Raw genomic sequence first — 13,442 nt, 5'->3', positions numbered from 1 at the left:
TCCTTTTAATAATTTTTCGCCACAGATTTAAGAGTGTCTTTCATTTTATCCTTAACACTTTGAGGCGAAAGAATTTCGACTTTATTACCAAAGGAAAAAAGCCAACCAAAAAACATAGGGCTAACAGAAACCTTTACATTTATAACAAAATGATTATCCGAGTCAGGAACCATAATAACTTCTTTTCCAAAACGGTCAATAACAACACCGCAAAGGCTGTTTTCAAACCTCAGCTTAACGTCGCACATATCTCCGCCAAACATAGAAAACGTGCTTTTTGAATAAGAAGCCAAGTCAAAGCTTTCAAATTTTTCAAAGCCGTCTCTTTGCTCATCTACAGAATTTATTTTCGCCATTTTATCTACTCTGTAATGCTTTATTATTCCGGCTTCACTGTCATAACCTAAAAGATAATAATTTTCATCATCCCAGGTTAAAGCAAAGGGACTTATTATATAATCCTTTCCGTTTTTCTTAAAAAGCTTTTCTTTGGATACTGTATATTCATAATAATTAAAGCTTATTTTTTTATTTTCATCAATACATCTGTGAATTATATCCACATTATAGTAAATACTTTCGTTCATTGTTTTGACGCGATTTAATACATAAACCTGTCTATGAAGAAGCTTTGCGTTGTTTTCACTGCATAGGCCTTCAATCTTTTTTATTAGCTGCTGTGATTTTTTTAAAGTGATAAATTTTGAGGACTGAACACTGTCTACAAGAAGCTTAAGCTCTGCAAGCTCAAAATCTCTGCCTGACATAAAATATCCTGTACTCTTGCCCTTTACACAAACAATATCAAGCCCGAAAGAATTAAGCGCTTCAATATCGGAATATATTGATTTTCTTTCTGCTTTTATTCCGTATCTCGAAAGCTCTTCAAGCATTTGTGCTACAGTTACAGGGTTATCCTCATCTGATTTTTCTCTTAAGAATTTCGCAAGATATAAAATTTTAAGTTTCTGATTGTATGATTTCGGCAAGCTTCAGCTTTCCTTTCTTATATTTCTTGAGAAAACCGTTCCTACTATAATAGGTAAATAAAAAGTAAAAAATCTCCACAACAAAATAGCTACTGTCAAAAGACCGTTTTGAGAAATAAACACTTTGAAAAAAACAAAAAATCCGCCTTCTGCTCCTCCCGAGCCTCCGGGTAACGGGACAAAAGAAGAAATCATAAGCACATATGCCGCTGCACAGAAAATAGTATACCAATCTATACTCTGAGCCCCTAAGGACATACATACAAAAAAAGGAATTGTAAAGAAAAAGCCTAATTGCAAAAATGCCATAATTACAGGCATTATCAATATTTTTAAATTCTTTTTCAAAACAGAAAAATCTCTGTAAAAAACTTCTAACTCGTTATTTATTTTTTCTTCTATTTTTTGAACCTTTATAAATTTCAACTTAGCTAAAAGCTTAATGAGTATATTAGCCGCTTTTCGTGTAAAAATCGGGAAAAAAGCAACACATAGAAGAATAATAAACACAACGGTATTTATAGTAAATCCTATAAACGATATGTAGCCAAAGCCTGATATTTTATCTGAAAAAAAGTAAAATTTACTTATAACTGCAATAAAAGACCACGCCGTTAAAGCAAATTGATAAACTGCAAAACGGGCAAGCAATATGCAAGAGGCTTCTCCTAAGGTTACTTTATTTTTTGTGAGATGATATATCTGCATTGGCTGACCGCCTGTAGCAAACGGGGTTATACAGTTAAAAAGCTGACCTATCATTGTATTTCTGATACAGTTTAAAAAAGAAAGCTTGCTCTTTATTCCGTTAGCAATAAACTTTAGCTGTGCCCCTTCACATATCCAACTGCAAGCAATACATAAAAAAGCACAAATAAGCCATAAAGGCTTTGCTGTTGTAAGAGCATTAAAAAGATTTTTAGGATTGTCTACAACAAAAACGCAAACCACAAGTATCAGCGCTGATAAAAGGATTATTATGATATTCAATTTTTTCTTTATAAAATCAATCATAAAAACCCTCCTTTCTGATACAAGATTATGAGTTTATTTCTCCTGCTGCCTTAAGTGAAACTTTTGCTAACAGCGGACCTACAAGCTCATAGATAAACGTTGCACAAAGAATAACAGCCCTTATCGTTTGTCCATACTCAGGAACAACTGTAGTTGCTATAAGAGAAAGACCGATAGCAACACCCGCTTGAGGAACAAGCGTAGGACCTAAATATTTTACAACTGTTTTAGGCGCTTTCATTATCATTCCGCCAAAAGCCGCACCAAGCATTTTTCCGACTACTCTCAAAACTATATAAAGCACTCCCACAAGACCAATCTGACTCAATACCGAAAGATTAAGCTCTGCACCGGAAACTACAAAAAACATAAGAAAAATCGGCGGTGTTACATAATCTGTTATTTTCATTACCGATGCGCTTTCTCTGTTCATATTTACCAAAACAAAGCCTGTAGACATCAATAGCAAAAGAGATGAAACATTTACAAGCTGAGAAATTGCAACGCCTATAAAAATAAATCCGTATATTGCCACTAATCTGTTTCCGTCTTTTTTGAAAAATCTCAAAGGAATATTGAAAAGAATTCCCAATATTGCGCCTATTACAAGAGCTCCAAATATTTCAGCAAGAGGCGTAATAAGTGTCATAACAAGGGATTCGGATACTCCGTTTATAGCATTTGCCGCAGCGACAGCTATTCCAAAGCCCATAAGCGCAACTGCATCGTCAAGGGCAACAACAGTAAGTAATGTATCTGTAAGAGGTCCTTTTGCCTTATACTGACGTACAACCATAATAGTTGCCGCAGGCGCCGTAGCTGATGCTATAGAAGCCAGCACAATGGAAAAGGAAATATCAAAGCCAAAAGCGATCAATCCCGCTGCCACCAAAATAATAGCTCCGAAGGCTTCGGTAATCGCAATTATAAGCGGCGTAATTCCGACTTTTTTCAAATAAGAAATTTTAAATTCACTACCTACAGAAAAAGCAATAAAGCCTAAAGCTACCTCTGAAATTATATTAAAAGAAGATGCTGTATTTTCCGAAATAATTTTTAAACAATACGGTCCTAAAATCAGTCCCGCTACAAGATATCCTGTAACATTCGGAAGCTTTATAAGCTTTGCAAGTCTTCCGAAAATAAGTCCCGAAAAAAGAATTATGCCTAAAATAAGAAGGGTATTATCAGTCATTTGAAATATCTCCAATTCCGTCCACAAAGCTTACCGGCAAGCCGAAAATTATTCCTGTATCAGGTTTTGAAATATCCCCTAACACTGTTTTTACCGCTTCCTTTAAAACAGGGATTTTACTCTCTTCAAGAACAACAAAAATAGTTTTGGATTCTTCCCTTTCAGGATTTATCATCATTCGAAGTGTTCCGAAAAACTTCAAATCCTCATGATGTCCCAAAACTCTTGCCATTCCTGTACTTTCAAAAATTGTTGCGCCATTGATTTCTTTTTTTGCAAACTCAGTTAACAAATCCTCTAATTTTTCTACTTTGTTAAGAACTATAACTATTAGCTGCAAGTCTATCACCTCATATATATTACCCGATAAAAATCGAATATAAAATCAAAAAATGAGTAAATCTGTAAGCCGGGTTCTGTATTAGACAATCATCTATCTTATTTATATGTCACCATATAAATTATGCCACCTCTAAGGCACGGCGGGCCACCTTGACGCCTTGTATACGGTGTTGCTCCGAATAGGGTTTACAGGACTGCTTCGTTACCTCGCAGTCGGTGAGCTCTTACCTCGCCTTTCCACCCTTACCTGCAAAAGCAGGCGGTATATCTCTGTTGCACTCTCCCTAAGGTCACCCTCGGCTGACGTTATCAGTTATTCTGCCCTGTGGAGCCCGGACTTTCCTCAGACACAGCCTTTCGGCATTTGTGCCCGCGATTGTCTGATTTACTCACCTTTTATGATACACCAAATATACATTTATGTCAAGCATATGAGCTTTTAAAAAGGCTTTTTAAACGAGAAAAAACGGAGAGCTCTTTTTTGAAAAGAGTCTCCGTTTTTGTAATTACAAATTAACCTTGCATAATTTCCTTTGTTGCGTTGTAGAGCTTCTTATATCTATCGTAAAGCTCAAGATATCTGTCTACATAACGGTCGTTGCGGTAATATGTTACGCCTGACTGTGAGTAAACCTTTACTGCATCTTCCAATGTTTTGAAATCGCCTACAGCCTTTGCGCAAAGAGCAATACATCCCATTGTTCCTGCTTCACAGTTTTTATAGCTGATAATCTTTCTTCCTGTGATATCAGCCTTCATCTGAAGCCAAGGAGCAGAATATGCGCCGCCGCCTGTAGCACGAAGCTCGTCTGTATGTATTCCTGCTTTTTCAAGGCACTCAAGATTGTTGAACATTTCATATACAACACCTTCCATAATTGCCCTGTAGATATCAATGGACTGAGTACCGATAGTAAGTCCCATCATTGTTCCTGTTGCCTGTGTATCCATATAAGGAGTTGCAGCGCCTGAGAAATGAGGTAATACTAAGATACCGCTAGGAGTTTCAGAGATGGCACTATCCAAAAGTGCATAAATATTTTCTCCGTTTTTAGCTGCCATTTCAGCTTCATATTTTGCAAATGTATTTCTAAACCAAGTGAGCATAGCTCCGCCTGTGTAGCTGAAAGCATAAGTTACATAAAGGCCTTCAACAGCGTGAGGTACAAGAGCATACTTATATTTACCCATAAGCTCTGTGCTTTCGGGCTTTTCAAATACGGGAGTTACACACTCAACTGTTCCTGTTCCGTTTACTGCAACGCCTGCACTTAAAGCGCCTGCTCCGATAGCAGCACAAATTTGGTCATGAGCACCGTTTACAACAAGAGTTTCGGGGTCAAGTCCGAGGCTTCTTGCAATTTCAGGTCTTACCTTAGCAACAGGCTCGCCTGCGCATGCGGGACGAGAGAACATTGACATATCAAGTCCTGCGGCATCAAATATTTCAGAAGACCATTCCTTTTTATGAACGTCAAGTAAAATTGAACGGGCAGCCAACGCACAGTCTACAACACTGTCGCCGCAAAGCATATATGTAGCATAGTCAGCCATAAACAAAATTCTCTTTGTTTTCTTATAGCTTTCAGGCATATTGTTTTTATACCACATAATCTTTGAAACGCTATACATACGGTGAATTTCAGCACCTGCTATACTCTGTACTCTTTCAGAGCTTATACGGCTTGCAAGATCCTCGCATTCCTTATCTCCTCTTTGGTCGGTAGCAAGCATAATCTCACATAATGGATTATCGTTTTCATCAAGACAAGCAAAAGCTTCGCCAAAAGAAGAAACAGCTATAGCTCTTACCTTTTCAGTAGTTTTCTTAACGCTTTCTGAAATAACGTACTGAATACTGTTCCACATTTCAGCAGCATCTATTACTTGCTTTTCGTTGTTTCTTACCGCTTTATATTCTCTGTAAGCCTTAGCAAGCATTTTTCCTGTTTCATCACAGATAACCGCTTTACAGCCTGTTGTTCCTAAATCCAATCCTAAAAATGCCATTTGGAATCACTCCTATTATTTGTTACTGATATAAAATTAAATAAAATCAGTTTTATAACTTGATATTACAGAAAAAAGATGTATAATAATAGTAAGATTTATTTGACAATCTGTAAATTTGTCCAAAAACGAGGGATATCTTTGCCTATTTTATTAGATAAACAACATTTTTCTGAATTGTTTACAGATTTGAATATTGTTACTGGGTTGAAAATTTCTTTTTTTGATGAAAATTTCAATCCTATTCTTTCACACCCTAAAGAAGATTGCAAATTTTGTTCTCTTATAAAAAACAATCCGTACGGAAATCTCAAATGCACTCAAGCAATAAAAAATGCTTTTTTAAAATGTCAAAAAACAAAGAAAGATTTTTCCTTTACCTGTAATGCAGGGCTTTGCGAAACTGTTATACCCATAATTGAAGCCGAAAAAATCATAGGCTATGTTTTATTCGGGCAAACGGCAGAAAATAAAGATTTTTCATTTCTTTGGGAAATCTGTAAAAGCTTAGGAATTGAAAGGCAAGCCTTTGATAAAGCCTCTTCTTCCCTTAATGTTATGAGCAAAAATGAAATTTCCTCTGCTTGTCAAATAATAAAAATGTGCGTACAGTTCAGGCTTTTTTCCGAATCAATTTCTGCAAGCCGTTCTCAGCAAATAACCGCTTTTAAAGAATATATATCAAACAATCTTTCTTCAGAGCTTACCGTTTCAAAAATCTGCAAGCAGTTAAACGTTTCACGTACTACTCTTTATGAACTTGTCAAAGAAGAATTGGGTACGGGAATATCTGAATACATAACATTAAAGCGTATACAGCGTGCCAAAAAGCTTCTTTTATCTACCAATATGTCAATTGCAGAAATTGCTGAAGCTGTCGGCATTTACGATTATAATTATTTTTCAAAATATTTTAAAGCTAAAACAGGATTATCTCCTTCAAAATGGAGAACACTCACTTAATAATCCCTATAGAAAGGTGCCGTAAAATGAATTTTGATAGAGCTCTTAATGCCCTCGAATATAAAAGCGTTATAGATTTACTTGTTTCAAAAGCCATTACTCAAGGCGGAAAAAAAATATGCTCTGAGCTTTTGCCCAAAACTGATATCTCTGAAGTTTCAATTCTTCTTGAAAATACAGATGACGCTTTTCGTTATATTTTAAAAGGCGGAGAGCCTCCTATTGCTCCTGTAACGGATATTGTAAATTCTGTTAAAAGAGCTCAATCTGGAGGTATTCTTTCTACTGCTGAATTTCTTGAAATTGCTAAGGTTTTAAAGGTTACACGAAATCTTTGCACCTATTTCGAAGACTATTCCTTTGACAGCAGTCTTAATGAATATATAAGCTTACTTATGCCCAATAAATATTTGGAAGAGAAGATTTTTTCTATTATTTTAGGTGTTGACGAAATTGCTGACAACGCTTCTCAAACCCTCTTTGACATACGCCGAAAAATTCGTATTACCTCTCAAAAAATTAAAGATAGCTTACAAAAAATCACTCATTCCCCTGCCACTCAGAAATATTTGCAAGAGCCTATTGTTACTGTACGTTCAGAAAGGTACGTTATACCTGTTAAGGCTGAATACCGCAGTGAAATCGCAGGTCTTGTCCACGATACCTCTGCCAGCGGCGCAACCTTATTTATTGAGCCTATGAGCGTTGTAGAAGCCAACAATGATATAAAAATGCTTGTTCAAAAGGAAAAAGACGAGATAGAGAGAATTTTATATGAGCTTTCTGCTGAAACTGCAACCTTTGAAGAAAGCATAATTACAAACTACGAATCTGTTATATTTATTGACTATGTATTTGCAAAAGCAAAGCTTGCAAAAAAGCAGAATGCCGTTAAGCCTTTGTTAAATAATGAAGGTAAAATAGATTTAAAAAAGGCAAGACACCCTCTTATTGATGCTAAAAAAGTTGTTCCGATAGATATTTCCTTGGGAATTGACTATTCCACATTAGTTATTACAGGACCTAACACAGGCGGAAAAACAGTTGCTTTAAAAACGCTTGGAATTTTAACACTTATGGCTCAAAGCGGTCTTTTAATTCCTGCTCAGGACAAAAGCTGTATAAGTGTTTTTGAAAGCGTTTTCGCAGATATAGGAGACGAACAGAGTATATCCCAATCTCTTTCCACTTTTTCATCGCATATGACCTATATTGTTGAAATAGTAAAAGCTGCCAACAGTTCCTCACTTGTTCTATTTGATGAGCTGGGCGCAGGTACTGACCCCATAGAAGGTGCTGCTCTTGCTATATCAATTCTTGAATATCTTGCTAATTTCGGTGTAAAGCTTGTTGCCACTACACACTATCCCGAGCTTAAATTATACGCTCTTGAAACTAAGGGAGTGAAAAATGCTTCCTGTGAATTTGATATAGAAACCTTAAAGCCTACCTACAGGCTTATAACAGGTATTCCGGGACGTTCCAACGCCTTCGCCATAGCTTCAAGACTTGGGCTAGAACCCTCTATTATTGACAAGGCTAATGAGTTTATAAGCGATGAAAACAGCCGTTTTGAAGATGTTATTGACAATCTTGAAAAGAGCAGAAAAAAGCTTGAAAGCGAAAGTCAAATTGCTCAGAAACAGCGTGAAGAAACCGACAAAATGCTTATAAATGCAAAAAAATTACGTGAAGAGCTTGACGAAAAAGCAAGACTTGAGCGTGAAAAGCTTCAGGAAGAATTAGAAATTTTAATTCAGACAAGCAAAGAGGAAATTCAAAGAAGAATTGACGAATTAGAACAAATCCGTCGCAAAAAAGATGCAAAAAACTTTGCTGAAAATATCAATAAAGCAAAAGCAAAGTCCTCTTCTACCCTATCCTCGCTTGAAAATTCTATTCCCGATATTAAACAAAAATCTAAACAAAAGCCAAAGCTTACAAGACCTTTGCAAATCGGTGACAGCGTTAAGCTTCAAAATATAGACACGCCTGCAACGGTTTTAGAATTACCTGATAAAAACGGAAAAGTTTTAGTACAAGCGGGTATACTGAAAACAAGAATAAAGCTTGAAGAATTAACTCTCATTGAAGAAAAAAAGACATCTGAAAAGTCTACTGTTACGATAAATAAAAGCCTCTCTTCCCGTAGCGTTTCCTCAGAGCTTGATATAAGAGGCTATAATGCTTTAGAGGCTGAAGATGAAGTTCTTAAATTTATTGATAATGCTGTTGTTTCAGGTTTACAAACAGTATCAATAATTCACGGAAAAGGCACAGGAGTTTTAAGGAGTGCGGTACACAGTATGCTTAAGAAAAACAAGTGTGTCCGTACCTTCCGTTTAGGTGTCTTCGGTGAAGGTGAAACAGGTGTAACAATAGTTGAATTGCGTTAATTTATTTTTGGAAGGATTGAATTTATTTGACAGAGCGTTTGCTTGAATTTGACACAATAGAAACAGTAGGCGAAATTTTCGGAAATATGGATGAAAATGTGCTTATAATAGAAAAGCATTTTTCCGTTACAATTATAAACAGAGATACTGTTGTTAAAATAACTGCGCAGGACGAGGCTTCTGCTGACAAGGCTGAAAGAGTTTTAAAAAGCTTAGGTGAGATTGCAAAGAAAAAACAGCTTATTGACAATCAAATGGTACGTTATATTATAAGCCTTTCCGAAACAGGAGATGAAGGTCTTGCTGTTTCTCTTATTGAAAGCTGTATATGTATCACCTCTTCGGGACGTCCTGTAAAGCCTAAAACACAGGGACAGAAGCTTTACTGCGATGCAATAAGTAAAAATACAATTACTTTTGGTATAGGCCCTGCAGGAACAGGAAAAACCTATCTTGCCGTTGCTAAAGCTGCAAATGCTATGCGCAAAAAAGAAATCAAAAAAATCATTCTTACACGTCCTGCTGTTGAAGCGGGAGAAAAATTAGGCTTTTTGCCTGGTGATTTACAAAACAAGGTTGACCCTTATTTACGACCTTTATACGATGCTCTTTTTGATATGTTTGGTGCTGAATCCTTTGCAAAAATGCAGGAGCGTTCTATAATAGAGGTTGCTCCTTTGGCATATATGAGAGGACGTACTCTTGACGATTCCTTTATAATTCTTGACGAAGCTCAGAATACAACCCCTGAACAAATGAAAATGTTTTTAACAAGATTAGGCTTCAACTCTAAAGCAGTAATTACGGGAGACGTTACTCAAATAGATTTACCCGACCGTAAAAAATCGGGACTTATAGAAGCTTCTAAAATACTTTCGGACATTGAAGATATTGCTATATGCCGCTTTACTCACAAAGATGTTGTACGTCATCCGTTAGTACAAAAAATTGTAAATGCCTATGAAAAGCACGAAAAGGACGGTAAAAGAAAATGATTAAATTTTGTTTTTCCTGCAGCTATCCCGACAGCAGACAATATAAGGCTGTTATTATGGAGGCGGCTACCGAAGCCTTAAAATACGAAAACTGTTTTGAAAACTATGAAATATCAATAACTTTAACCGACGACGAACAGATACATCAGTACAACAAGCAATTTCGCAACAAGGATAAGGCTACAGATGTTCTTTCCTTTCCCCTATCAGATCAGAGCGAAGGACTTAAAAAAAATCCCGACAACAACTGCTATATGTTGGGAGATATAGTTATTTCTATAGACACTGCTGCAAGACAAGCTAAAGAAAATTTACAAAGTCTTGAGCGTGAAATTGCTTTTTTAACAATTCACAGCGTTTTACATCTTTTAGGCTATGACCACGAAACCTCAGAAGAAGATGAAAAAGAAATGTTTTCAAAGCAAGACGAAATCATTCACCGTATATACGCAGTTTAAAAACGCAAAATTTTTATTGGCTCTTTTGGAGTCGGAAAGGCAAATTATATGAATTATACTAAAAAAAGCGGTTTTGTAACTATTGCAGGAAGAGCAAATGTAGGAAAATCAACACTTTTAAATCTTCTTGTAGGTGAAAAGGTTGCCATCGTTTCACACCGTCCCCAGACTACAAGAAACAGTATTACAGGAATTTTAAACACCGATACTGCTCAGATTGTTTTTGTAGATACTCCCGGTATGCACAAGCCTAAAACCAAGCTGTCTGAATTTATGGTTAAAAATATAAAAGAGGCTCTTACCGATACAGATATTGTGCTTTTTGTTGTTGAGCCTAAAAACAGCGCTTCCGAAATTGACCTTTCCTTGCTTGAAAGCTTTAAAGCTTCGGGACAGCAGGTTATTCTTATAATAAACAAAACTGATACAATAAGCGCTACAGAGGTTGCAGAGCTTATCACAACCTTTAATTCTCTTTTCGATTTTGCTTCTATTATTCCAACAAGCGCAAAAGGAGGCAAAGACAGAGAGCTTATCATTTCCGAAATTGAAAAGCTTTTACTACCCGGTGCTATATTCTTCCCCGAAGATATGATTACCGACCAGCCCGAAAAACAAATTGCCGCTGAAATAATAAGAGAAAAGGCATTAAAATCATTATCCGATGAAATTCCCCACGGTATTGCAGTTGAAATAGAAAGCTTTAAAGAGCGTGAGGAAAGCGATATTCTTGATATAAGCGCTGTGATTTATTGTGAACGTCAAAGCCACAAAGGAATTATAATCGGCAAAAACGGAAAAATGCTCAAGCTTATAGGCTCCAGAGCAAGAGAAGATATGGAGCGCTTCTTTGATTGCCGTGTAAATCTTCAATGTTGGGTTAAAGATAAGGGAGATTGGCGCAACAATGACAGAATGTTGAAAAACTTCGGATATACCAATCAATAAAAGGGTTTGAAATCTGTAAAGTTGTAATGCTTTACAGATTCTTTTAGCTAAAAATATGCCCGACTGTAATAAAAATTTACAGTCGGGCTTTTGTTTTATTCAACTGTTACTGATTTTGCTAAGTTTCTGGGCTTATCAACGTCACAACCCTTGCAGATTGAAGTATAATAAGCATAGGTTTGTAAAGGAACAATTGAGAGAAGAGGCATAAACAGTTCTTCTGTTTCGGGAATTTCTATGAGTTTATCATAAAAATCATTTTCTTTTACTGCGCCCTTCTTACAAAGGAATATAACAAATGCGCCTCTTGCTTTAACTTCTTTTATATTGCTTATTGTTTTTTCCATAAGAGCTTCTTCGGTAGCTGCCGCAACAACGGGAACTCCATCATAGATAAGAGAAATCGTTCCGTGTTTAAGCTCGCCTGCCGCATATGCTTCACTGTGCATATATGAAATTTCTTTAAGCTTTAATGAACCTTCACAGCATAGAGCGTAGTCCTGTCCGCGTCCTATAAAGAATAAATCGTGAATATCTTTATTGAAGGCTGCAAGCTCTTCATATTCTTTGACATTTTCAAGAATTTTTTCAACCTTTTCGGGAATAGCGCAAAGAGCATCTGAAAGCTTTTGAGCATATTCACGGGAGATTGTTTTTCTGTCCATAGCAAGTCTTAATGCAAGAACGTACATAACGGCTGTCTGTGTAGAATAAGCCTTGGTAGTTGCAACTGCAATTTCGGGACCTGCCCAAGTAAAGATTGCTTTATCAGCTTCACGTGCAATAGAGGAGCCTACAACATTTACAATAGCGTAAACGGGTATTCCTCTTTGTTTTGCAAGACGTAATGCTGCAAGAGAGTCTGCTGTTTCTCCCGACTGAGAAATAAGTATTACCAAATCACCTTTATTTAAAATGGGGTCGCAATAACGGAATTCCGAAGCGATACACACATCAACGGGAACTCTTGCAAGCTTTTCTATTGCATATTTACCCAATAAGCCTGCATGCATAGCAGAGCCGCAAGCAACAACTACTATTCTTTTTATTTCGGAAGTATCTTCTAATTCTTCACCTAAAATATTATCTATTCCGTTAGCGAGTCTGGGAAGTATTGTATCTCTCAAAGCCTTAGGCTCTTCGTGAATTTCTTTTATCATAAAGTGAGGATATCCGCCTTTTTCCGCTGCTTCAATATCCCAGGTTGCTGTCATAGTTTCTTTGTTTATTTCTTTTCTGTCAGCACCGTAAATCTTAACGCTGTCCTTTGTAAGTACTACCAATTCCTTTTCATCAATAAGATAATATTCTCTTGTATGATTTAAAATTGCGGGAATATCGGAAGCTATATAGTTTTCTCCCTCGCCTACTCCTATTACAAGAGGACTGTCTTTTCTTACTGCGAAAACTTTATCGGGAATATCTTCAAACATAATTCCAAAAGCATATGAGCCTTTAATTATATCCATAGCCGAGAAAATAGCATCAAAGGGATCGCCCTTATATAAAGAGTCAATGAGCTGTGCTGCTACTTCTGTATCTGTCTGAGATACGAAAACTCTTCCCTGTTCAATAAGCTGTTGCTTTAAAGGAATATAGTTCTCAATAATTCCGTTATGAACAAGAGTTACTTTTCCGCCGCAGTGGGGATGAGAATTAACGTCAGAAGGCTCACCGTGAGTTGCCCAACGGGTATGTCCTATTCCTATATTTCCTGTAGGAACACCGCATTTTTCAAGCTTAGCTTCTAAATCTGCCAATCTGCCTTTGGATTTTTCAACTATTATTCCATCTTCATATCTTACTGCAATACCTGCAGAGTCATAGCCTCTGTATTCAAGCTTTTTAAGACCTTCTATAAGAATTTCTGCTGCCTGTCTTTTTCCTATATATCCAACTATTCCGCACATAATAATCCTTTCTTTAATACGCTTTTAAGCATATTTTCCGTTTATTCGGTAACGGTTAACCGTATTTCAAGTGCGGTTTTGCTGTTTTTTTGTAGCACTATAAACCCTGAATAAATTCCAGAGATTTTTTTAAAAATATTCAAATGAATATATAAAAGCGAACTCGTCTCTCGCTTTCAGTTCAAAAACTATAAAAAAACACGCAAAACCAAAAGAGGATGC

General features: G+C 36.5%; 11 protein-coding genes and 1 other RNA gene. 5 read left to right on the top strand and 7 right to left on the bottom strand.

Annotated elements, in window-relative coordinates; all coding sequences use genetic code 11:
* Nucleotides 1-5: 5 nt before the first annotated feature.
* The 6 genes from E7480_02230 to E7480_02205 all read right to left on the bottom strand — a co-directional run bounded on the left by E7480_02230 (nt 6) and on the right by E7480_02205 (nt 5,550).
* On the bottom strand, nt 6-989 hold the full coding sequence (locus E7480_02230) for a WYL domain-containing protein (protein MBE6903406.1): 984 nt from the start codon (nt 987-989) through the stop codon (nt 6-8).
* A gap of 3 nt (nt 990-992) precedes the next feature.
* Nucleotides 993-2,003, bottom strand: a complete 1,011-nt coding sequence (locus E7480_02225; GenBank protein MBE6903405.1) for a flippase-like domain-containing protein — start codon at nt 2,001-2,003, stop codon at nt 993-995.
* 25 nt (nt 2,004-2,028) lie between these two features.
* On the bottom strand, nt 2,029-3,198 hold the full coding sequence (locus E7480_02220) for a cation:proton antiporter (GenBank protein ID MBE6903404.1): 1,170 nt from the start codon (nt 3,196-3,198) through the stop codon (nt 2,029-2,031).
* On the bottom strand, nt 3,191-3,538 hold the full coding sequence (locus tag E7480_02215) for a hypothetical protein (GenBank protein ID MBE6903403.1): 348 nt from the start codon (nt 3,536-3,538) through the stop codon (nt 3,191-3,193). Before E7480_02215 ends, E7480_02220 begins: the two co-directional genes overlap by 8 nt.
* Nucleotides 3,539-3,587: 49 nt before the next feature.
* Nucleotides 3,588-3,932, bottom strand: an RNA gene (rnpB, locus tag E7480_02210) — RNase P RNA component class A.
* A 121-nt stretch (nt 3,933-4,053) separates the two neighbouring features.
* On the bottom strand, nt 4,054-5,550 hold the full coding sequence (locus E7480_02205) for a carbohydrate kinase (protein MBE6903402.1): 1,497 nt from the start codon (nt 5,548-5,550) through the stop codon (nt 4,054-4,056).
* Nucleotides 5,551-5,628: 78 nt separating this feature from the next.
* On the opposite strand from E7480_02205, the gene E7480_02200 reads away from it, so the two are divergent.
* From E7480_02200 to E7480_02180, 5 genes are all read left to right on the top strand, one after another.
* On the top strand, nt 5,629-6,513 hold the full coding sequence (locus E7480_02200) for a helix-turn-helix domain-containing protein (protein ID MBE6903401.1): 885 nt from the start codon (nt 5,629-5,631) through the stop codon (nt 6,511-6,513).
* 26 nt (nt 6,514-6,539) lie between these two features.
* Nucleotides 6,540-8,909 carry an endonuclease MutS2 gene (locus E7480_02195; GenBank protein MBE6903400.1) on the top strand — a complete coding sequence of 790 codons (2,370 nt, stop codon included), beginning with the start codon at nt 6,540-6,542 and terminating at the stop codon, nt 8,907-8,909.
* Between the two features lie 86 nt (nt 8,910-8,995).
* Nucleotides 8,996-9,904 (top strand): PhoH family protein, encoded by a 909-nt coding sequence (locus E7480_02190; protein MBE6903399.1) that lies wholly within the window; start codon nt 8,996-8,998, stop codon nt 9,902-9,904.
* Nucleotides 9,901-10,362 carry an rRNA maturation RNase YbeY gene (gene ybeY / locus E7480_02185; GenBank protein MBE6903398.1) on the top strand — a complete coding sequence of 154 codons (462 nt, stop codon included), beginning with the start codon at nt 9,901-9,903 and terminating at the stop codon, nt 10,360-10,362. The genes E7480_02190 and ybeY overlap by 4 nt, the downstream gene beginning before the upstream one ends.
* A 48-nt stretch (nt 10,363-10,410) precedes the next feature.
* The gene (locus E7480_02180; GenBank protein ID MBE6903397.1) at nt 10,411-11,310 is read left to right on the top strand and encodes a GTPase Era; all 900 of its coding nucleotides are present in this window, start codon (nt 10,411-10,413) and stop codon (nt 11,308-11,310) included.
* 95 nt (nt 11,311-11,405) lie between these two features.
* Here E7480_02180 and glmS read toward each other — a convergent pair whose 3' ends face one another.
* Nucleotides 11,406-13,220 (bottom strand): glutamine--fructose-6-phosphate transaminase (isomerizing), encoded by a 1,815-nt coding sequence (gene glmS, locus E7480_02175; protein MBE6903396.1) that lies wholly within the window; start codon nt 13,218-13,220, stop codon nt 11,406-11,408.
* Between the last annotated feature and the right edge of the window lie 222 nt (nt 13,221-13,442).

The sequence above is a fragment of the Oscillospiraceae bacterium genome (assembly GCA_015067255.1).
GTDB lineage: Bacteria > Bacillota > Clostridia > Oscillospirales > SIG519 > SIG519.
This window is presented reverse-complemented; position numbering and strand designations above follow the sequence as displayed.

Excerpts from the sequence above, each read along its gene's own strand:
- E7480_02205 (MBE6903402.1), bottom strand. The coding sequence starts at position 5,550 with ATGGCATTTTTAGGATTGGATTTAGGAACAACAGGCTGTAAAGCGGTT.
- E7480_02225 (MBE6903405.1), bottom strand. The coding sequence starts at position 2,003 with ATGATTGATTTTATAAAGAAAAAATTGAATATCATAATAATCCTTTTA.
- E7480_02180 (MBE6903397.1), top strand. The coding sequence starts at position 10,411 with ATGAATTATACTAAAAAAAGCGGTTTTGTAACTATTGCAGGAAGAGCA.
- glmS (MBE6903396.1), bottom strand. The coding sequence starts at position 13,220 with ATGTGCGGAATAGTTGGATATATAGGAAAAAGACAGGCAGCAGAAATT.
- E7480_02190 (MBE6903399.1), top strand. The coding sequence starts at position 8,996 with ATGGATGAAAATGTGCTTATAATAGAAAAGCATTTTTCCGTTACAATT.
- E7480_02200 (MBE6903401.1), top strand. The coding sequence starts at position 5,629 with ATGTATAATAATAGTAAGATTTATTTGACAATCTGTAAATTTGTCCAA.
- E7480_02195 (MBE6903400.1), top strand. The coding sequence starts at position 6,540 with ATGAATTTTGATAGAGCTCTTAATGCCCTCGAATATAAAAGCGTTATA.
- E7480_02220 (MBE6903404.1), bottom strand. The coding sequence starts at position 3,198 with ATGACTGATAATACCCTTCTTATTTTAGGCATAATTCTTTTTTCGGGA.
- ybeY (MBE6903398.1), top strand. The coding sequence starts at position 9,901 with ATGATTAAATTTTGTTTTTCCTGCAGCTATCCCGACAGCAGACAATAT.